At 51.8% G+C, this 20,278-nt stretch carries 16 protein-coding genes; 13 read left to right on the forward strand and 3 right to left on the reverse strand.

What is annotated here, in order from left to right; translation table 11 throughout:
- Window positions 1-13: 13 nt before the first annotated feature.
- Genes argH through ACFVVF_RS13165 form a run of 5 tightly spaced genes read left to right on the forward strand, consistent with a single transcriptional unit; the run spans window position 14 to window position 5,870 of the window.
- Window positions 14-1,558, forward strand: a complete 1,545-nt coding sequence (gene argH, locus ACFVVF_RS13145; protein ID WP_387809842.1) for an argininosuccinate lyase — start codon at window positions 14-16, stop codon at window positions 1,556-1,558.
- 15 nt (window positions 1,559-1,573) lie between these two features.
- On the forward strand, window positions 1,574-2,530 hold the full coding sequence (locus ACFVVF_RS13150; RefSeq protein WP_387809845.1) for an amidohydrolase family protein: 957 nt from the start codon (window positions 1,574-1,576) through the stop codon (window positions 2,528-2,530).
- Window positions 2,531-2,546: 16 nt separating this feature from the next.
- Entirely contained in the window at window positions 2,547-3,914 is a 1,368-nt protein-coding gene (locus tag ACFVVF_RS13155) for a sugar ABC transporter substrate-binding protein (protein ID WP_387809848.1), read from the forward strand.
- 31 nt (window positions 3,915-3,945) lie between these two features.
- The gene (locus tag ACFVVF_RS13160; protein WP_387809851.1) at window positions 3,946-4,929 is read left to right on the forward strand and encodes a carbohydrate ABC transporter permease; all 984 of its coding nucleotides are present in this window, start codon (window positions 3,946-3,948) and stop codon (window positions 4,927-4,929) included.
- A 20-nt stretch (window positions 4,930-4,949) separates the two neighbouring features.
- Window positions 4,950-5,870 (forward strand): carbohydrate ABC transporter permease, encoded by a 921-nt coding sequence (locus ACFVVF_RS13165; protein ID WP_387809854.1) that lies wholly within the window; start codon window positions 4,950-4,952, stop codon window positions 5,868-5,870.
- Between the two features lie 47 nt (window positions 5,871-5,917).
- Here the strand turns inward: ACFVVF_RS13165 and ACFVVF_RS13170 are convergent, their stop codons facing one another.
- A complete protein-coding gene (locus tag ACFVVF_RS13170; RefSeq protein WP_387809856.1) occupies window positions 5,918-6,577 on the reverse strand; it encodes a M15 family metallopeptidase in 660 nt (219 codons plus the stop codon).
- Window positions 6,578-6,691: 114 nt separating this feature from the next.
- The gene (locus ACFVVF_RS13175) at window positions 6,692-7,639 is read right to left on the reverse strand and encodes an AraC family transcriptional regulator (protein WP_387809859.1); all 948 of its coding nucleotides are present in this window, start codon (window positions 7,637-7,639) and stop codon (window positions 6,692-6,694) included.
- A 159-nt stretch (window positions 7,640-7,798) separates the two neighbouring features.
- Between ACFVVF_RS13175 and ACFVVF_RS13180 the strand changes: the two genes are divergently transcribed.
- The 8 genes from ACFVVF_RS13180 to ACFVVF_RS13215 all read left to right on the forward strand — a co-directional run bounded on the left by ACFVVF_RS13180 (window position 7,799) and on the right by ACFVVF_RS13215 (window position 18,722).
- The gene (locus ACFVVF_RS13180) at window positions 7,799-8,647 is read left to right on the forward strand and encodes a sugar phosphate isomerase/epimerase family protein (protein WP_387811431.1); all 849 of its coding nucleotides are present in this window, start codon (window positions 7,799-7,801) and stop codon (window positions 8,645-8,647) included.
- The gene (locus tag ACFVVF_RS13185) at window positions 8,647-9,669 is read left to right on the forward strand and encodes a Gfo/Idh/MocA family protein (protein ID WP_387809862.1); all 1,023 of its coding nucleotides are present in this window, start codon (window positions 8,647-8,649) and stop codon (window positions 9,667-9,669) included. Before ACFVVF_RS13180 ends, ACFVVF_RS13185 begins: the two co-directional genes overlap by 1 nt.
- 172 nt (window positions 9,670-9,841) lie before the next feature.
- A complete protein-coding gene (locus ACFVVF_RS13190; RefSeq protein WP_387809864.1) occupies window positions 9,842-10,441 on the forward strand; it encodes a carbohydrate-binding family 9-like protein in 600 nt (199 codons plus the stop codon).
- 720 nt (window positions 10,442-11,161) lie between these two features.
- Complete coding sequence (locus ACFVVF_RS13195) at window positions 11,162-12,826, forward strand: S-layer homology domain-containing protein (RefSeq protein WP_387809867.1); 1,665 nt, start codon at window positions 11,162-11,164, stop codon at window positions 12,824-12,826.
- 152 nt (window positions 12,827-12,978) lie between these two features.
- A complete protein-coding gene (locus ACFVVF_RS13200; protein WP_387809870.1) occupies window positions 12,979-14,469 on the forward strand; it encodes an aminotransferase-like domain-containing protein in 1,491 nt (496 codons plus the stop codon).
- A gap of 54 nt (window positions 14,470-14,523) precedes the next feature.
- Complete coding sequence (locus tag ACFVVF_RS13205) at window positions 14,524-15,441, forward strand: D-alanine--D-alanine ligase (RefSeq protein ID WP_387809873.1); 918 nt, start codon at window positions 14,524-14,526, stop codon at window positions 15,439-15,441.
- Window positions 15,442-15,454: 13 nt separating this feature from the next.
- Window positions 15,455-16,636: an aminotransferase class I/II-fold pyridoxal phosphate-dependent enzyme gene (locus tag ACFVVF_RS13210; RefSeq protein ID WP_387809876.1), complete on the forward strand. Its 1,182-nt coding sequence runs from the start codon at window positions 15,455-15,457 to the stop codon at window positions 16,634-16,636.
- A gap of 1,609 nt (window positions 16,637-18,245) precedes the next feature.
- The gene (locus tag ACFVVF_RS13215) at window positions 18,246-18,722 is read left to right on the forward strand and encodes a GNAT family N-acetyltransferase (protein WP_387809878.1); all 477 of its coding nucleotides are present in this window, start codon (window positions 18,246-18,248) and stop codon (window positions 18,720-18,722) included.
- Between the two features lie 23 nt (window positions 18,723-18,745).
- Here the strand turns inward: ACFVVF_RS13215 and ACFVVF_RS13220 are convergent, their stop codons facing one another.
- A complete protein-coding gene (locus ACFVVF_RS13220; protein WP_387809881.1) occupies window positions 18,746-20,275 on the reverse strand; it encodes a response regulator in 1,530 nt (509 codons plus the stop codon).
- Window positions 20,276-20,278: the final 3 nt, after the last annotated feature.

The following is a 20,278-nucleotide window of genomic DNA, read 5'->3' on the forward strand; positions in this document are numbered from 1 at the left end:
AGGCAGAGCGAACATGGCAATTACATCCGAACAATCGCAGCAGCAACAAGAACCGGAGAAAGAGGGGAATACGTTCCCTGGAGCCGCATATGCCAAAGCGGTGCTACAGCCCGCTTACGATAATGCGAAGCAGCATTTGCTGGAGCCGATGCTGGCTATTCATAAAGCGCATCTCATCATGCTGAGGGAGCAGGGGCTGCTTCAACGAGAAGATGCCGAGCTTATGGCAAAAGCACTGCTCCAGCTGGATACCGGCAAGCTGAGTACAGGCACGTACAGCGGGAAATTCGAGGATCTTTTTTTCGAGGTGGAGCATCTGCTGCTGGAATTGTCGGAGCAAGCATCCGGCAATCTCCATATGGCACGAAGCCGCAACGATATGGGCATCGCGATATATCGCATCGTACTCCGAGAAAAGCTGGCGGCCGCAATCACCCAAGCACAAGCGCTGCATGAGGAGCTTCACAGCTTTGCGGTCCGGCATGCGGAGACGATTATGATTGCACATACGCATACGCAGCAAGCCCAGCCAACGACGGTTGGCCATTACATTGCAGCCGTGACAGATTCGCTATCCCGCGATATCCGCAGACTGAAAGCGGCCTATGAGGGATGTAATCTCAGCAGCTTAGGTGCTGCCGCACTAACGACGTCGGCATTCCCGATAAGCCGGGAGCGGGTCGCTGAATTGCTTTCCTTCGATGGATTAATAGAAAACAGCTACGATGCGGTAAGCGGTGCTGACTATGTTGGTGAAATCGTATCAGCTGTTCAACTGGCGGCCATTAATTTAGGCCGCTTCGCACAAGAACTGCTGCTGTGGTGCATGCAGGAATTCGCTATTGCCCGCGTAGCAGCACCATATGTGCAGATTAGCTCCATCATGCCGCAAAAACGAAATCCCGTTTCCATCGAGCATGTTCGCTCGCTTCTGTCCAGCGCTGCTGGCGATGCGCAGACAGTCCTCTCGATGATTCATAATACGCCGTTTGGCGACATCGTCGATACGGAGGATGACTTGCAGCCGTATGCTTGGCGCAGCCTAGGCACGCTTGAGTCGGTGTACCGGCTGCTGAGTAAAGTGATCGCAACGCTGGAGATCAATGAAGGGGTGCTTCGCGAGCGTGCAGCGAACAGCTACGCCACTGTAACGGAGCTGGCGGATACGCTGGTGAGGGAGGAGGGGCTGAGCTTCCGGGCGGCTCACTCTATCGTCAGCAAGCTCGTCACCTTGGCTGCGGAGCGAGGAGTCAGCGTAGCTGACTTAAATCTTGCCAGCCTGAACGAAGCTGCTGCCGCAGCAGGACATAACCAGCCGGTTAAGCTCTCAGCCGAGTCGCTGCGCAAAGCGCTTGATCCTGAGCATTTTGTCCGAATCCGCACTCTGCGCGGAGGCCCAGCGCCAAGCGAGCTGCGACGCGCGCTCGACAGTCAAAGCTTACGGCAAGCCGAGCTTAAGCGCTGGCTGGAGGCTAATGACCAGAAGAGGCAAAAGGCGCTCAAGCAGCTGGACCTGATTTTGAACGAATGGCTGGCCGAATCAAGCAATCCCGAATAGGAGAGGTGACTGCAAATGTTCCGAAATAACTTTCAGGTGTATGACATCCATGGACATTTACCGTATCGCATTCAAATCGGCGGAAGCTGGAGCAAGCATGAGCTGATAGAACGCTATGGCAAAGAACGGGGAGAGCGGTTCCGGCTGACCTGGGATTTTCCCGAGGGCGGCGCTGCCAGCTCAGCGGATGATACGACGCCGCTCATTGATCGCTGGGTGCAGGAGCTGGACAAATACAATATTGGCGGCATGAATTTTCTGACTGCGCTGGACAACGACAATATGGCGGATCAACTGGCGCATTTTCCAGATCGGTTCACAGGCTTTGCCTTCCACCCTATCGAGGCTCCGGATGCGGCAGATGAGCTAAAGCGCGCGGTCAATGAACTGGGCTTGAAGGGCTATAAGCTGTTCGGGCCGTTGACGCAAATTCCGTTCGACGACCCTTCGTTGAAGCCGGTATGGACCTTTCTAGCGGAAAAGAAACTGCCCGTTCTCATCCATTTCGGCATGCTTGGCCACGCCGGCGGCATCGTTCACCATCCGAATATTAATCCGCTGGCAATCTTTAATACGGCGCGGGAATATTCCGATATTCCGTTCATTATTCCGCATTTTGGAGCGGGCTACTTTCAAGAGCTGCTGCATTTGTGCTGGAGCTGTCCGAACGTCTTGATCGATACATCGGGCTCGAATCAATGGGTGCGCTGGATGCCTTATGAATTGACGCTGGAGTCGCTTTTCCGCAAGACGTATGAGCTGATCGGGCCGGAGCGGATCGTATTCGGAACCGATGCAAGCGGCTTCCCGCGCGGGTTTCCGTACCGGTACTTGCAGGATCAGGTGCGCGTGGCGAGGGAGCTTCGATTTAGCGAAGATGATATTGAACTTATTTTCGGCAATAACACAAGACGGCTGCTGGGACTTCCAATTCCGCAGGAGGCGGGGCCGGAAGCAAAACAAACGAAATAACGGGAGGAATATGGAGATGAAAAAGAGACCAATACTGGCAGTCGCTGCGGCTGCACTGGCTTTAACACTGGCGTTGACCGCATGCGGCAACGGCGGCAGTAGCAAAACCACTAATGAAAAGGCGGATTCCGCCAATAAAGAAAAAGCGTCAAATACGCAAACGTCCGAGCTGCCCAAGCTCGATCCGAATGCAAAGGTGACGATCGAATACTGGCAATATGAATTTCCTGCCAAGGTCGAGCTCATTAACGAGCTGATCGGACAATTCCAGCAGGAGCATCCCAACATCACCGTCAAACAGACCAATTTCCCTTACGATCAATATAACCAAAAGGTAGCGACGCTCGTTCCAGCGGGCAAAGGGCCGGACGTCATCAATTTGTACTACGGCTGGCTGCCTAAATATGTAGCCTCGGGCTATTTGCAGCCGCTGCCGGAAGCGGACTTTCCCGCTGCGGACATTGAAGCGAACTTCTTCCCGTTCGTAGAGACGGCTAAGCTGAACGGAAGCTACTATGCGCTGCCGACCGGCGTGCGGACGCTGGGGCTATTTTACAACAAGGATCTGTTCGTCAAAGCGGGTCTTGATCCGAATAAGCCGCCTGCAACTTGGGAGGAGCTTGTCACTTACACGAAGAAGCTGACGGAGCTCGATGACAAAGGACAATTTGTCGTAGAAGGCTTCGGTTGGGAGCCGGGGTCGCAGCTGCATCACTGGTTCCGCGACGGATTGCTCTATCAGGCTGGAGCGCAGGATACGAGCGAGGACCGGAAAAAGCTGCTATGGAATGAAACGCCGGCCGGACTGGAAGCTTTCAAATACTTAATTGATTTTGCCAAGGAACATAAGGTCGGCATAAACGGTTTCTACACGGATGACTCCAACGCATTCAAAACAGGCCACGCGGCTATTAACGTCGACGGCTCTTACCGGCTTAGCTCGATTAAGAAGGACGTTCCCGATTTGAACTATGGCATCGCGCCGCTCCCTTCTTATAAGAACAAGTCGACGCAAGCCTCGTTCTGGGCGAATGCAATTCCTTCTAATGTGAAGGGCGATAAGCTGGCTGCTGCGGTCGAGTTTCTGAAGTTCCTAACGAGCAAGGGCGTTCAGGAGCAATGGGTTGAGAAGATCGGTGAGCTGCCGGCACAGAAAGAGGTTGCGCTCCAGGACAAATATGTGAATGACGAGAAGCTTGGCCCGTTTATCGCACAGCTGCCGGACGGCCGCGCTCATTTCTTCATCGATGAGACGCAGGAGCGTACGCTGTTTGTCGAGGCTGTTGATCAAGTGCTGCTGAAGGATGTGCCGATCGAGAAGGCCTTTGAGGATTTAATTACGAAGACACAGAAGCTCTATGACGACTATTGGGCGAAAAAATAACGCCGAACCGGCGCAAGTGAGGTGGTGACGTATGGAGCGGGTCATCGATTCGACGCCTGCGGATAGCGGAAGTCTCGCGGACTCAACACCGACAGGGTCCCGCGAGCGCCAGTGGCGTCTGCCTCGGATTGGCAGGAGAGCGCTAGGGCTTCGGGGCAAACGGTATTTGTTCATTTACGGCTGTCTGCTGCTTCCTTTGCTGTTTTTTGCCATCATACGGCTGTATCCCATTATTTATTCGTTCAATGTCAGCTTGCGGGAGTGGGCGATTCTATCGCCCGACAAACCGTTCGTCGGGCTCGCGAACTTCGCATCGCTGTTTCAGGATGAAGTGTTCCTTGGGTCGCTTCGCAACACAGCGGTCTATGTCATTGTCGGTGTACCGGGGCAGATTATAGCGGGGCTCGCCGTTGCCCTGCTGCTGCAGCGGATTACGATGCTGCGAACCTTTTTCCGCACGGCCTATTTCATTCCGTACATTACGAGCGTTGTTGCGGTCAGCTGGGTGTTCCGCTGGATTCTGATGAAGAACGGTGTCGCCAATGGGATTTTGCTGGAGCTGGGCCTTGATCCGCAGCCGTTTCTGTATTCGCCGACGCAATCGATTTTTTGGATTATTGCAGCGATGATCTGGCAGAGCATCGGTTTTCAAATGCTGGTGTTTCTCGCCGGATTGGAGAATATTCCGCGTCTCTATTACGATGCGGCGTCGATTGACGGGGCAGGAGGCTGGAGCCGGTTCCGCCATGTGACGATTCCGCTGCTTAATCCGGTGCTGCTGTTCTCCGTAGTAATTGCTAGCATCGGATTTCTGCAATCTTTTACACAGGTGCTTAATATGACGGGCGGCGGGCCGCTAAACTCGACGAATTCGATCGTGCTCTATATTTATAATACAGCCTTCAAAAGCTTTGAGATGGGGCGCGCTTCAGCGGCGACAGTCATTCTGTTCGCTATTATTTTAGCATTTACCGTCCTGCAGCTTAAAGTATTGGACCGCAAGGTAGAGTATTGAGGAAAGGGGCGGGTAGAGAGATGGGCAAGATGGTTTCTGCCGGTGGAGATGCTTCGGGAACGGTCCGCACGGCAGGCGAAGTCGGAGCTACAGCTGGAGCGGGAGCAAAGAGTTCGATTAAACGCCAGTCGGCCGCGTTGTCGACAGCCAGTTACCTGCTTCTGACCGCAGGGCTGGCCGTCATGGTATTTCCGTTCATATGGATGATTGCGACCTCGTTGAAAACGCCGCAGGAAATGTATTCCTTAAGCCTTATTCCGCAATTGCCGGCTTGGGACAATTACAAGGCGTTATTTACAGGGTCGCCTTTCGGAACCTGGATTATCAACAGCTTCATTGTGGCAGTGATTGCGACGGCGAGCGTCTGTTTGTTCGATACCATGATCGGCTACATATTGGCGAAATTCCATTTTCACGGTAAAAAAACGATATACCTCTTTATTCTGAGTACGCTGATGGTGCCGACGGAAATGCTGATCATCCCGTGGTTTCTATATTCCTCGAAGCTGGGCTGGGTAGATACGTATTGGGGCATATTATTTCCCGGCCTCATTACGGCCTTTGGTATTTTCCTGATGCGGCAGTTCATGGAATCCGTGCCGTCTGATCTGCTGGATGCAGCGCGAATTGACGGGATGAGTGAATGGGGCATTATGTTCAAAATCGCCCTCCCGCTTGTCCGCTCCGCGATTGCGACGCTGTGCATTTTGACTTTTCTCGGGAGCTGGAATTCCTTTATCTGGCCGTTAATCGTTACGCAGACTGAGGGGCGGTTCACGATCCCGGTCGGCATGGCCTTTTTCTCCAGCGAAGCGAAGGACAGCAGCAATTGGATTCAGATTATGGCGGGAGCTACAGTCTCGGTGCTGCCGCTGCTGATTGTGTTTGTTGTGTTCCAGAAGCAGATCATCCGCGGCATTGCGACGACAGGGCTAAAGTGAAGTTATGTATAGGGAGAAAAGAAAGCGGCATCCGGCATAGGAGCAGATCATTTCTGCTCAGCTGGAGGCCGCTTTCCGCGTTTCAGATCGGCGATTGAATAGCCGAAGTCCATTTGGAGATGCGGGTAATCGCGGAAGTTTTTCCAGTCTCCGCCCCAAGTGAAGCCTAGCTTTTTGGCAATCGCTACGACTTCCATCCAATCCGCCTTGCCGTTTCCGTTGCCGTCGTATTCCATATCCCAGACGACACTGTTATCCTCGACTGTCCGCAGCGCAAAATCGATAGCGAGACCGTAGTTATGATACGACTCTCCTCCCCGAACATTTGTAACGATCGGTCCGCTTTTGCTGCGGCCTTGCTCGTAAAGGCGATCCTGCTCCTCGCTCGTCCGCATTCCGTCCGTAATCAGAATCGTAATGCCGATCTTTGCCGTTTGTGAGATAAGCTCATCCTTCTTGGCAGCTACGATCGGGTGCAGCTTTGGAATTTCGCCGGCGGGAGCCGTTTCTGATTCCGATACGGTGTCTGGAGAGGAAAGCAGCCGCTCAAGCACATTCAAACCGCTGATGCTGCTCCACAGCAGTGCAGCAATCATGGCGAGGATGATGGCGGTCATGAACGGATTGCGTTTCGGTTTTCGTCTTGCTAAAGGCTGGCCATGTCCGATAGCATGCTCATTTGGCGACCATTGATTTTGAGGTGTCATATTCTAGTAATCTCCTAAAATTGTCTCTATCATACTAGTGTATCATAGAAGTTTCCTCGTCACCCCCGACCTGAGGTGGGGGTGGCCGGCTTGGCGAGAAGGAACATGAAGCGATTATTTCGGCAGGCGGTTGTCTTTGCCGCCCACACGGGCTTTGGCGGTGCGGGCATACTCCGATGGAGACATGCCTGTCGATTTCTTAAAATCGCGGGAGAAATAGTGGATGCTGCCGTAGCCAAGCGCAGCCGCGATTTCCGTATAATTAAGCGCATGCTCGCGAATAAGCGTTTTTGCTTCTTCGATTTTCAGCAGCTTGAAATATTCAATTGCTCCCGTTCCGGTCTGGGAGTGGAAAATTTCCTTCAGACGGCTTTTGCCAAGATGCGTTTCCTTGCACAGCTGCTCCAGCGTTAGCTGCTCAGAAAGCTTCGATTTCATAAAATCGATAATGCCGCCAACGATACGTTGTTCAGCCTTTTCCGTCTGAATTGATGAAGGCCGGCGCACTCCAGCAGCTCGGCTCTGTTCAGCGGACCTGTCTGCATCCATGCCGCGCACCAGCCGGATGAGGAGCGCCTCTAAGTAGCCCTTCATCGCTTGTTCACTGGCGAAAGGGGCTTCCGGATTGCGGATCAGCTCATGGACGGAGGGATTATCGTAGGGAGGAAGAAAGGAATGGAAGCCCTCCTGCAGCAGCAGCGACAGCAAATTGCGCTCCGGTGTCCCAAGCGGCAGCAATAAGCTGGCAAAGCGGTCCATGAAAGCGGAGCGACATTCAAAGGCCAGCACGATCAGATTCGGCGGCTTATGCCCTTCACCGACCCGAACGGTATGAAACTCGCCGGGCTTATGGAATATAATCATCCCTTGGGTCAGCTCGTAGGTACGGTCGTCCGCACGTACTTCAACCGCGCCTTTATCCACATAGAGCAGTTCCCAGAAATCATGCTGCTCCCCCTCGAACACATACCCTCTTGTATATTCAAAATAATGAAATGAAATCAGCTTATTAACCGTGATTACTTCCTGAAGCGTCAGCCGGTTGAACTCCATCAAGGACATCCTTTCCCCGGCGCCTGCCGGTTATAAGATTACGCTTGCAATTTTATCATACTTCCATCCAGCATTGTGCAAAACGTCCGGCTGATTGGCTAAAGTCGAAGAGCCCGCTGTCCCTCTATAATGGGCTTACAGTTGAACGAGGAGGGCTTGCAAATGGCGTTGAAAAAAGGAATTAATGCATGGTCGTTTCCTGCGGACCTTAGCGTACGGGAGAGCATCCTGCTAGCTGCGGATGCAGGATTTGACGGTATTGAGCTGTCGCTTAATGCGACCGGCGAGCTTAGTCTGGAGAGCACAGAGGAGCAGCTTCGCGAAATCCGCAGTATAGCGGATGATGCCGGCATTGCACTGACAAGTCTTGCGAGCGGCCTTTACTGGGATTATCCGCTGACGAGCGCCAATGCTGAAACCCGGCAAAAAGCGAAGGACGTAGCGAAAAAACAGCTTGAATCGGCAGCGATTCTTGGCGTAGATACGATTCTTATTGTACCTGGCGCGGTTGGCGTTGATTTTATACCGGGGTCGGAGGTCGTACCTTATGACCAAGCCTATGATAATGCGTTGGAGGGCTTCCAGTCGCTTGCTCCCCTTGCGGAAGCGGTCAAGGTTGCAATCGGGATTGAAAATGTATGGAACAAGTTTCTGCTCTCGCCGCTCGAAATGCGGGGCTTTATCGACGCAGTAGGCTCTGATTATGTCGGCTCGTACTTTGACGTCGGCAACGTCGTGTATGCGGGTTATCCGGAGCACTGGATTTCGATCTTGAACAAGCGGATTAAAAAAGTGCATTTCAAAGACTACCGCAGACAAGCTGGCGGGCTGCATGGTTTCGTTGATCTGCTCGCCGGTGACGTCAACTATCCGGAAGTTGTGAAGGCGCTTGGCGAGATTGGCTATGACGATTATGTCATTGCGGAGATGATCCCGCCTTATACGCATCATACGAAGCAAATCATTTACAATACATCGGCGGCAATGGACGCTATCTTAGGAAGGACGGAACGCTAATGCTGCGAATCGGATTGATCGGACTAGGCTTTATGGGCAGATCGCACTTGGAAAATTATCTTCGCCTGGAGCGGGAAGGTGCGCAAATTGAAGTTGTGGCATTATGCGATATGGACGCCAACAAGCTGGCCGGCGGCAGTGCGGGCGGCAATATCGATACTTCCTCTGAGAATGTAATCGACTTTAACCGGTTCAGCAAATATGCTTCTGTTCAAGACATGCTGGATAAGGAGCAGCTCGACGCGGTAGACATTACGCTGCCGACCTTCTTGCACCGGGAAATAGCGGTTCAATGCTTGAACGCCGGCCTGCATGTGCTGTGCGAGAAGCCGATGGCTATGAATGCTGAAGATTGCGATGCGATGATCGCGGCTGCCGAGGCGAACGGCAAGCAGCTGATGATCGGCCATTGCTTGCGGTTCTGGCCGGCATACGTTTATTTGAAGGAAATTGTAACGAACGGCAAGTTCGGCAAGGCAACAAGCGGCGTCTTTTACCGCGGCGGCGGCACGCCGACTTGGGGACCTTGGGTGCTGCAAAAGGAAAAAGGCGGCGGAGCTCTGCTCGACATGCATGTGCATGACACCGATGCGATTCACTGGCTGTTCGGCAAGCCGGAAGCCGTATCCTGCAGCGGCAAGAACGTGATTGCAGGAAGCGGCTACGATATTGTATCGACCAACTATCGCTATGAGGATGGCAACGTCGTTAATGCTTGCGTAGACTGGACGCTTAACGGTGATTTTGGCTTCGAAATGGGCTTTAGAGTTAATTTTGAAGGCGGCAATATTCAATTTAATGGCGATCGGGTCAAAGTGAACCCGAATGACGGATTGGGCTTCGAGCCGCAGCTGTCGCCAGACCAAGGCTACTATTTTCAGCTGAAATACTTTGTCGAGACCATTGCCAGCGGCGGTCAAATTGCCGAAGCAACTTCGCTGAGTGCAAAGGGCAGCATTCAAATAATTGAAGCCGAGCGTGAATCGGCTGATAACCGCGGGGAATGGGTCGCTGTCAAATAAAGCGGCGTCAATCACGGATTTAATAGAAAGAGTGAAACCTCTCCGGCTCAGGGGAGGTTTTTCATTCCCATTTGTTCGGCTGCTGTGGAGATGAGTGCAGGCGCTATTTTCCAACTGTTGCGATATAATAGGAAGGGCTGTTGATATCGATCGTTAGAAGGGAGCTCGGGCGATGCGTTATGTATGCAGAAAAGTAGAAGGGCCGATTGAGTCGGTGAAATGGGACGGGCTGGAGGCCGTTTCTCTCGTTCAAGTAGTGAACGGTGAGGCCGCGAGGCTGCAAACCTCCGTTAGAGTGTGCTGGTCTGAGGATGCTCTCATGGTCCGCTTCGATTGCGAGGATGACCACCGTGTAGCGACGATGACGGAGCGGGATGCTCCGCTTTATCAGGAGGATGTCGTTGAAATTTTTCTGGATGCCGCCGGCAAAGGCCGCCAGTACCGGGAATTTGTCATCAGTCCGCGCAACATCGTATATGATGCGGCGATCGGCAATGACGGCGAAGGAAATATCGATATAAATGTCGGATGGAATGCAGAGGGGCTGCAAACCTCGGTTATTGAAGGGGAAAATGGTGCATGGGCTTGCGAGCTGTACATCCCGTTCATTAACTTCGACGCTGTGCCTATTGCTGGTATCGAGTGGCGCAGCAACATGTACCGGATTGATGATGACAAGCAAGGCAACCGTCACTTCTGGTCCTGGTCGCCGATAGGTTCGGTTCATTTTCATCTGCCCAAGCATTTTGGTACGCTAGTATTTGCGGAATAATAGAATAAGCTGCTTTTACGTAATTTTGAGGTGAAAAGAATCTTCATTCCCACTTTAATAGTGGTTTTGAAGGTTCTTTTCTTATGTTATCAAAGTCGCTCACCGAGGTTTACCCTTTGGGGACCATTCTTTACAGTTTTTCGCACCGCACGCCCCCCGGCAGGCGCTGCCATCCTGAAACGCGGTACTCGGTCGCACGTCGGCGGTCCAACCTCGTGTTGTTAGCGAAGCTCGTTCGCTTTTTAACGAACTTAACTTCGCAATTGTTCCTCTCGCGGTGTGTCATTCTTCCATTAGAGAAGAGCTCTTCGTTATCCGTGAACCTGCGTTCATGAACAGCGAAATTTGCTTCGCTGTTTTCTGAAGGGGGTCCAGCTACACCCTCCTACAACGAAACTGACTTCGCTAATTTGCGAACCTGCTTCGCTCTAGCACTCGTATCAACGTGTGAATGAATGTGAGACAGGTTCAGTTAGATTACCCGCACTGCCCTGTATTATGTCGTTACTAGGGGCTCAATGACGGCAGTTGGAGGTGAAGGGCCGCGACCGCCCTTTCATTAGGTTCAAGCAATAGAGTGAATTCAATTACGGTCTCTTATTACCAATAACTAAGCAATGCCGCATTGCCCGGCCTTTGCTACGATATAGAGATTGCAGCTCTTCCAATCTAGCTGATCAAACCGATCAACTGGAAGGATAGAAGAGAAGGAGGATCTCGATGTATCGGAAAATTGGGAAATGGGCTGTGGTGCTCTTTGCTCTCACTCTTGTTTTTCATATGCTGGACGGTGTTCCGCGCTTGTCGGCTGCCGAACTAATGACGGCATTAACAGGTGAAAAGGATAAAAGACCGTTTGACGATATTGCTGGAAGCTTTGCCGAGGCAGCCATTATTCGGCTCAATGAGAAGAAGATATTACAAGGCACAGCGGAGCGAACCTTTTCTCCTAAAAATCCGGTTACGCGAGCTGAGTTTATAACGATTGCGGACCGTGTGCTGGGGCTGGAGCAAGTGCAGAGTCCCATCCAGCCGTTCTCGGATGTAGCGCAGAATGCTTGGTATACCGGGTATGTTCAAGCAGCGGTTCAGCTTGGCTTAGCTGACGGTACAGGGCCTCGAACCTTTGAACCGGCCAAGCCGGTGACGAGACAAGAAGCGGCGGCGCTGCTCGTGCGTGTATTTAAGCTGACTGCAGCCAGCCACGGAACGCTCCCAGCCTTTAATGACGCTAATCGTATTGCCGATTGGGCCAAGGACGCTGTTGCGATTGCGCAGGACGTTGGTTTAATGAAAGGTGACGATAACGGCAAGTTTCGTCCTGAAGCGCCGCTAAGCCGGGAAGAGACCGCTGCCATACTGGATCGTGCGCTGCAGAACAAAGAGTGGGCAGCTGATTTGGCAGCCAAGCCTCAGACCAAAATCCAGCTCGGCTGGCAGTATGGACAAACGACGGAGCAATTCGAGCAGTCGGTGCTGCGTTCGAAGACGGTCAATACGCTGTCGCCGCGCTGGTATTTCACCGATAAAGCGGGCAATCTAACGGATACAACCGATTCATCGCTTGTGACGTGGGCTTCACGCAACGGCAAGCAAGTATGGGCCATGGTCGGCAATCGCTCTAACATGGAAGCTACTCATCAATTGCTGTCCAGTGCCACAACCAGAAATAAGCTGGCGGCGAGTCTTGCGAATGTCGTTCAGAAGAATAAGCTTAATGGACTCAACATCGATTTCGAAAATGTCGATCCACAGGATCGGGCTAATTTTACTGCATTTATAACTTTGCTGGGCAATAAGCTGCATGCGATCGACGCGGTTTTATCAGTCAATGTATCGCCTGATTTAGGAACGGACTGGACGGAAGCGTTCGACTTTAAGGCGCTTGGCTTGCAAGCCGACTATATCGTCATGATGGGGTATGACGAGCATTGGGAAGGCGGCTCAGTGGCAGGCTCTGTCGCTTCTTTGCCTTATGTAGAGCATGCTGTTACTACTTTGCTTAAAGCTGTTCCAGCGGATAAAATCATACTTGCCATGCCGTTTTATAACCGCGACTGGGCATTGAATAGCAATGGAAGCGCCGCTTCATCGGCGGTGCTGTCGCTTGGTGAACAGAACACACTGGTATCCAAACGGTCCATTAAGCTGCTGTGGGACAGCACCGTCGGCCAGTATACAGGCGGCTACCGTCTGCAAAACGTACAGCATCGGATATGGCTGGAGGATGGACGATCCTTGTCAGCTAAATATAAATGGGCAGTAGACGAACAATTGGCGGGATTGGCTTATTGGTATGTCAGCGGTGAAACGCCGGATATATGGAGTAGTTTGCGCAATGCTGACCGATTTTATGGGATGAGTCTGGGTTTGACTACGCCATAGTTAACGGCATGAATGAATTATTGATGAGCTCGAATACGGCAGCTGGTTCATAGCCTTTGCTGCGCTGGAACCACGAGACGTTGCAAAAACGTCTGTCGTGGTTCTTTTTTTGCTGCCCCAAATGTGACATGATAGAGCAAGGAGGTGATGGGGTGTACGCTGATATTAAAATTGCAGACGACCGGCCGGTATATATACAGGTCAAGGATTATATGAAAAGGCTTATCCGGAGAGGCGCTCTGCAAGGCGATCAGAAGCTCCCGTCTACCCGAGAATTAAGCGCATTAATGAAAATTAGCCGGAACACAGTTGTTACAGCTTATAATGAGCTGGAGGAAGAAGGCTATATATACGCCGTGCAAGGCAAGGGCAACTTCGTTGCTCCGGGGGCTGCAGGAAACCTCAGCGAGCTTTCTTATGAAGAAGGAGAGTCCGGGTCCGAGGACGATGGCGGGCATATCGACTGGCGTCAGCGTATCAGCCATTATGCAAGCGAGGCGGAGCGGCTGGATCTCATGAAGCGGGGCATTCGAGCGGAAAAGGGTTCGATTTCTTTTACAAGTATCGCGCCTGACGAGAAGCTCTTCGATCTTCACAATGTGAAGCGGGCGTTCATGGACCGGATGTCCATTGAAGGCGAAGTGCTGCTCAACTACGGATACGCCAAAGGCTATAAGCCGCTGATTGATTTTTTGCTCCGTTATATGGAGAACAAGGGCGTTGATCTGACCGGCAAAGATATTCTGATCACGAACGGATTTACCGAAGGCTTTGACATCGTGTTATCTGCACTGGGCAAAAATAGCGGCAGAGCGATTTGCGAGAATCCGACGCATAATACGGCGCTCAAAAATATGAAGCTCCACGGCTATGCCATCACCGGCGTCGACATGGAGGCAGACGGTATCGACCTTAGGCGGCTTGAGCTGGAGCTGGATTCCGGCGAGTTCGACCTTGCTTATCTGGTTCCGTCCTACCATAATCCAACGGGTATCGTCATGTCGCCGGAGAAACGAATGGAAGCGATGAGACTGCTGAGCAGCCGCGGGATTCCAATTATTGAAGATGGCTTCAATGAGGAGCTGCGCTATTCCGGCTCGCATGTCGCGCCATTGATTGCCTCGGCAGGACGAAGCAATAACATTATTTATTTGGGCAGCTATTCGAAAATATTGTTCCCGGGCCTGCGCGTAGGCTGGGTGCTGGCGGACAAAGAGCTGATCGGCTATCTGGAGAGCATCAAGCGGTCACGGACGATTCATACTTCAACGCTGGATCAGTCTTTGCTGTATCAGTATCTGCATAACGGCAATTTCGAGAAATATTTGAAACGGGCCAAAGCTGAATACAAACGGAAGTATGAGCTCGCTATTGAAAGCTGCAAAGCCTATCTTCCGCTGCGGAAGCTTTCGGGTGACGGAGGTCTTCATCTGTTCATCGAGTTTGATGAAGCGCTGCTGACGAGAGTGTTGCTTGAAGCTTGCACACGCAAAGGCGTTGTGTTTACACCGGGCGATAACTTTTATGTGGAGGAAGGACAAGGACGGCATACGATGCGGCTCGGCTTCTCGCGGGTAGCGGATGAGCAGATTGTACAGGGGATACGAATTATTGGCGATACAGCTAGAGAATTGATGGGCTGAGCGAGCCGTAACGGCCGCGGAAAAAGGAATTCACATACATGGGAGAGTGCGGGAATGAAAGTCGGAGTTGTTATGGGCGGCGTATCCTCGGAGAGAGAAGTATCGCTGTTGACGGGCAAGGAAATGATCGCGAATCTCGATCGCGGCAAATACGAGGTTGTTCCGGTCGTGCTGGACAGTAAGCGTGATCTGATCGAAAAATCGGCGGGCATCGATATCGCTCTGCTGGCGCTGCACGGCAAATACGGGGAGGACGGTACCGTTCAAGGCACGCTGGAATCGCTTGGCATTCCTTATACGGGTTGCGGAGTATTGTCCAGCAGCGTGAGTATGGATAAGGACTTGTCCAAAAAGCTGCTCCGTTTCGAGAATGTTCCAACGGGCAATTGGATTCAGGTGGAAAGCCTGGAGGAGCTGTCGGTTGACGAGGTAGAAGCGCAGCTGGGACTTCCGGTCGTTGTGAAGCCGAATTCGGGCGGCTCCAGCATCGGAACGAAGCTGGTAAAGACAAAGGAAGCGATCGCGGACGCGGTGAAGGAAGCGCTGGAGTGGGACCGCTCCGTTATGATCGAGCAGTTTATCGGCGGACAGGAAATTACTTGCGCCATATTGAACGGGAAGCTGCTGCCGATCGTGGCGATTAAGGCAAATGCCGAGTTTTTCGACTACACGTCCAAGTACGAAGACGGCGGCGCCGATGAGCAAATTATCGAGTTGGCGGCAGAGGTGCAGGCGCGGGTCGAGGCGGCAGCACTGGCGTGTTACCGGGCATTGAAATGCAGCGTGTACGCCCGTATCGATATGATTATTACCGAAGAAGGCATGCCGTTTGTACTGGAGGCCAATACGCTTCCGGGACTTACGAAAAATAGCTTGCTGCCGAAAAGCGCAGCTGCGGCGGGCATTTCTTTTAGCCAGCTGCTGGATCACATTATTGAATATTCTTTGATCGAAAGAAAGCATGAAAAATAAGGAGTAGAGTGATATGAGAACGGTAAGCGAGTACTTGTCGCCGGTTGTGAGGGAGATTCCGCCATCCGGCATTCGAAAGTTTTTCAATGCGGCGGAAGCGGGCCGCGACATCATTTCGCTGGGAGTGGGCGAGCCGGATTTCACGACGCCGAAGGTGGCTCGGGATGCGGCTGCACGTGCACTCGATCGGGGTTATACAAAGTACACCGAGAACGCGGGATTTCTGGAGCTTCGGGAAGAAATTTCGGCCTACTTGGACCGTGGTTTCGGTATTCAATACGACCCTGCCAGCGAGGTGCTCGTCACTGTGGGCGGGAGCGAGGCAATCGATCTTGCGCTGCGGGTGCTTCTCTCTCCCGGCGATGAGCTGCTCGTTCCCGTTCCGAACTATATCGCATATTCGCCGATTACGAAGCTGAACGGCGGCGTAGCGGTGGAGGTAGAGACTTTTGCTGCGGATGGCTTCAAGCTGACGGCTGAGGCACTGCAGAAACAATTGACGCCGCGCTCGAAGCTGCTGCTGGTCAGCTATCCGAACAATCCGACTGGTGCTGTCATGACCTATGAGGATTGGCTGCCGATTGCGAAGCTGGTGGAGGAGCATGACCTCATTGTATTGTCGGATGAGATTTACGCTGAACTGACCTATGGCCGGACACATGTCAGCTTCGCCTCCTTACCGGGGATGAAGGATAGAACGATCGTTATCAGCGGTTTCTCCAAGGCGTTTGCTATGACCGGCTGGCGTATGGGTTATGCTTGCGGTCATCCTGATTTGATCGGTGCAATGTGCCGCGTTCATCAGTATACGCTGCTGAGTGCGCCAACGCTGGCGCAGATTGCGGCTATCGAATCACTCCGGCATGGGCTGGGTGATAAGGATGAAATGGTTATGTCCTACAACCACCGGCGCAAAATGTTCGTGCAAGGACTGCGGGATATCGGCTTGTCCTGCCATGAGCCGGAGGGCGCCTTCTATGTCTTCCCGTCGATCGCGTCGACGGGGCTAAGCTCGCAGACGTTCGCCGAGCGCTTGCTGCATGAGGGCCGCGTTGCGGCGGTGCCGGGCGACGTATTCGGCCCGGGCGGCGAAGGCTTCATCCGCTGCTCGTACGCCGCTTCGGAAGCCAACCTGCTCGGCGCGCTTGAGCGCATGGACAGCTGGCTGCGCACGTTGAACCGCGTCGGCGTTTAGCCGACGCGAAGGAGCCGCGGGGGATTTATGCTCCCCGCGGCTTTTTTTTGCATTGGGTCTGCTGCGGGCAGAGTTGCCGCAGCAGGCCTAGGGGTAAGGGCCTGCACGGCTATTTGCTGAGGCTGCTGCGAGCGGTGCTTAAGCGGCTAGCTTTTCTTAAATTGCGAACTAGATTCGCAATTTAGCGAAGCCAGGTTCGCTGCGTGGAGCCTGGATGTTGCGCAAGTAGCGGGCTGTAGGGATTAGCGAAGCAGTTTCCCTATTAGCGAAGCTGAAAAGCTGCGCCTCTGAAAATAACGAACCGTTTTCGCTAATAGCGAAACCAAGTTCGTTACATTAGTGTGAACAGGTGCAAATTATGCCTGCAGCGAACCAGACTCGCTAAATAACGAAGACAAGTTCGCTGTATGGTGATCGGAGATGGCTGATCCGGCCTGCAGCGAACTTAATTTCGCTATCCATGAACCTAGGTTCATGAGTAGCGAAGCTAGGTTCGCTCTGGCGCAGAGGGTGCTCAAAATAGGCTCAAAACGCCAAAAGAGCGAAATGAAGTTCGCAAAATAGCGAATCAGGTTCGTTGTGCGGAGTTTGCATGGAGCGCGAAGGGGCAGCCAAAGGAATTAGCGAACTGCTTTCGCTAATAGCGAAATGAAGTTCGTTACACGAGTGTGGACAGTGCAAAATGAACCTGCAGCGAACCAGACTCGCTAAATAACGAAGCCAAGTTCGCTATGTGGAGAGCAGCAAGAGCTGGTCCGGCCTACAGCGAACTTAATTTCGCTATCCTTGAACCTAGGTTCATGAGTAGCGAAGCTAGGTTCGCTCCGGCTCAGAGGGTGCTCAAAAAAGGCTCAAAACGCTAAAAAGAGCGAAATGAAGTTCGCAAAATAGCGAATCAGGTTCGTTCGAACTTGGATGCGGCTGCAGATGGCTAGAAAACGGCAGGGATGCTCAGAATTATTGCTAAAGTGTGCAGCTGTGCCATAGTAGATCCACGAAAAGTTAGTTCAAAGTAACCTGATCTTAGGCGTATTTACTGTATCCTCTAGCCAACCTCATAGTATTTAACTTATTCTCATTGGATCTTCAAGTAGCTCTCATTGTTAGTTTAATTTTTGGTGTTGTGAGCTTTGCCGCGCGATTGAGCGGAAGAGAGCTTGGAGTCAATTCAGATCATAGTTAGTTGAACTTAGGTGGAGTGAGTCTATGCCGAGCGATTAAGCGGAAGAGAGCTTGGAGTCAATTCAGATCATAGTTAGTTGAACTTAGTTGGAACGAGTCTATGCCGAGCGATTGAGCGGAAGAGAGCATGGAGCTAATTCAAATCATAATTAGTCGAACTTAGGTGGAGCGAGTCTATGCCAAGTGATTAGGAGGAAGAGAAATTTTTATTATTCTAAGCACAGCCAGCATTAGATAGTGCGGGGCAGCAGTGAAAGGGTTTTACAGACAAATAAATGGCTGGTCGTTGTATGCCAGCCACGGCCCGAAAAGGTGAACGGCATCCGGTTACGTGCTATAATGATTCCAGCGTTAAACAGAGTAGATCGTCTTCTGTCAGAAGGCGGTCTATTTTCACTTCATAGACCGCTCAAAGAAGGAGAACAACATGACTACAATTATTGTCAAACCTTTCAATGAAGAAATGCAAGCTCAGCTGGGACAGCTTGATTCCGGCTATCATGCCGGGGAGCTGAGCCAGAAACCGCAAGCAGAATTGCCGGAAGAAATCTACATCATAGAAGCCGAGGACGAAATGGTCGGCTATGCTGTGGTATGGGAATATGCGAATGAGAAGGCCTTGATTAACAAGGCAGAACGGGATTATTTTCATATCGATGAGAAGTACTTGGAAAGAGATTTCTATATCGATATCAAGAACGAAAGGAACTTCATTTTTATTGAAGCACTGGACGTGCTCAAGGACCATGAGGGTAAGGGCTATGCCGCTTTTTTCATTAATTGGCTGAAGGCTAAATACCCGAATAAAAAAATGTACGTCTACTCGCTCGATAAATCACGCAACTTCTGGTTCAAGATGAATTTCGAGCCGGTGGGAGATACGGTGTGGATGTCCTTTAATTAAACGTCCGCACCTATCCTCCCCGTTCAATCCCCCGACTTATGAAGCTGAGTGAGCTTCTGCATTTTGTACTCCTTGGCGCTGATGCCGCATAATTTGCTGAAGTAGGCGGAGAAATATTTGTAATCCTTGTAGCCTACGAGCTCTGCAATTTCATAGTATTTGAGATCACTGTTCAGAATGAGCTCCTTCGCCTTGTTGATGCGAATCCGGTTCAGCCACTCTTTAAAGGAGTAGCCGGTTTCGTTTTTGAAAATCCGGCTTAAATAACCTGTCGACAGATAGGCGGCTTTGGCGACATCAGCAAGCTTCAGATCCTCGTTGTAATTCCGGCTGATATAATCCAGTGCGGCTGCAAAATGCACATTTTTGGATTCGCCTTCCTTTACAGGCTTGGCCAAGCTTAACACCAGCTCGATAATTTCTTCAGGCGTCTCTGTTTCCGCGATAATATCGATCGTCTTATGCGACTCGGATTGCCGGTCCATAACCGCCTCCATAAGGACGGCGATGCGATTAACCGACTCCAGAAAGCGGGAGCGCGAGACCGAATTCTCTTGCATGAATGTAAAATAGTTCAGAAGCGCCTGCTCCATTTGAGCAGGGTTTTTGGACAAGACCGCAGAGATGACCTTGCTTTCGCAAAACTGCGCTTGCCCAGGCTCGCTGCTGGAAAAGGTGTCGTGCGTAGAAACCTTCGTATATTCCCTCTCGGAATGCCAGAAGCAGCCGTCCAGCGCCTTGTCCAGCATCGCATAGCAATCCGCGAAGTGCTCCAGCGCATCAATCCGGTTCATGACAACCAGACTGTTGCCGAAAATATGCGGTTTAAGCCCAGGAAATGCTTTGTCCATCCTATCATCTGTCAACCCGTCAGGCCCGACATTCAAGACGGCAACAAGTCTTGTCCGGTCGATAAAAAACACAAACGGCTGAAATTCCTCAAACGCCCTTATAAACAGGTTGTGAACGATCCAGTTGTCATTTGTCTGGCAGCTGGCGACCAGCAGCGAGTAGAAGGGACCTGGCAGCGGAATATCGAGCTTCTCGGCTCTCTTCCGGAACTTGTCCAGCGGGACCTCGCCCTTCAAAAATTTCGCGAACAAGTCGGATTTGATCAGCTGCTGGTTTTCGTTGTAAATGGTTTGAATGAGCGCATTTTGCCCCTGCGCCTCATATTCCGCCAAGATGCTTTCCTTAACCCGCAGCGCGGATTCCAATATCTTACCCGAATCAGCGTTTTTGAGCACGAAGGAGCTCACCTTGACTTCAATAGCGCTGGTGAAGTTTTCTGTGTTGCCATACGCCGACAGGATGATGACCTTGGTGCGCGGCAAATATTCATTTAATTTACGGGCCAGCTCGATTCCGTTCATCACCGGCATTTGGATGTCGGTAAAGACGATGTCCGGAGCCAGTTGGATCGCGAGCTTCAAGCCATCCTCCCCGTTAGCCGCTTCGCCCACAATTTCCATACCATGCTCTTCCCACGGAATCGTATGGCGGATTCCTTGACGGATAAAGGCTTCGTCGTCAACCAGCAAAATTTTGATCATGAT

Origin of the sequence: Paenibacillus sp. NPDC058174 (assembly GCF_042883865.1) — a bacterium.
In the GTDB taxonomy this organism is placed as follows: domain Bacteria; phylum Bacillota; class Bacilli; order Paenibacillales; family Paenibacillaceae; genus Pristimantibacillus.

Excerpts from the sequence above, each read along its gene's own strand:
- argH (WP_387809842.1), top strand. The coding sequence starts at position 14 with ATGGCAATTACATCCGAACAATCGCAGCAGCAACAAGAACCGGAGAAA.
- ACFVVF_RS13150 (WP_387809845.1), top strand. The coding sequence starts at position 1,574 with ATGTTCCGAAATAACTTTCAGGTGTATGACATCCATGGACATTTACCG.
- ACFVVF_RS13155 (WP_387809848.1), top strand. The coding sequence starts at position 2,547 with ATGAAAAAGAGACCAATACTGGCAGTCGCTGCGGCTGCACTGGCTTTA.
- ACFVVF_RS13160 (WP_387809851.1), top strand. The coding sequence starts at position 3,946 with ATGGAGCGGGTCATCGATTCGACGCCTGCGGATAGCGGAAGTCTCGCG.
- ACFVVF_RS13165 (WP_387809854.1), top strand. The coding sequence starts at position 4,950 with ATGGGCAAGATGGTTTCTGCCGGTGGAGATGCTTCGGGAACGGTCCGC.
- ACFVVF_RS13170 (WP_387809856.1), bottom strand. The coding sequence starts at position 6,577 with ATGACACCTCAAAATCAATGGTCGCCAAATGAGCATGCTATCGGACAT.
- ACFVVF_RS13175 (WP_387809859.1), bottom strand. The coding sequence starts at position 7,639 with ATGTCCTTGATGGAGTTCAACCGGCTGACGCTTCAGGAAGTAATCACG.
- ACFVVF_RS13185 (WP_387809862.1), top strand. The coding sequence starts at position 8,647 with ATGCTGCGAATCGGATTGATCGGACTAGGCTTTATGGGCAGATCGCAC.
- ACFVVF_RS13190 (WP_387809864.1), top strand. The coding sequence starts at position 9,842 with ATGCGTTATGTATGCAGAAAAGTAGAAGGGCCGATTGAGTCGGTGAAA.
- ACFVVF_RS13195 (WP_387809867.1), top strand. The coding sequence starts at position 11,162 with ATGTATCGGAAAATTGGGAAATGGGCTGTGGTGCTCTTTGCTCTCACT.
- ACFVVF_RS13205 (WP_387809873.1), top strand. The coding sequence starts at position 14,524 with ATGAAAGTCGGAGTTGTTATGGGCGGCGTATCCTCGGAGAGAGAAGTA.
- ACFVVF_RS13210 (WP_387809876.1), top strand. The coding sequence starts at position 15,455 with ATGAGAACGGTAAGCGAGTACTTGTCGCCGGTTGTGAGGGAGATTCCG.
- ACFVVF_RS13215 (WP_387809878.1), top strand. The coding sequence starts at position 18,246 with ATGACTACAATTATTGTCAAACCTTTCAATGAAGAAATGCAAGCTCAG.
- ACFVVF_RS13220 (WP_387809881.1), bottom strand. The coding sequence starts at position 20,275 with ATGATCAAAATTTTGCTGGTTGACGACGAAGCCTTTATCCGTCAAGGA.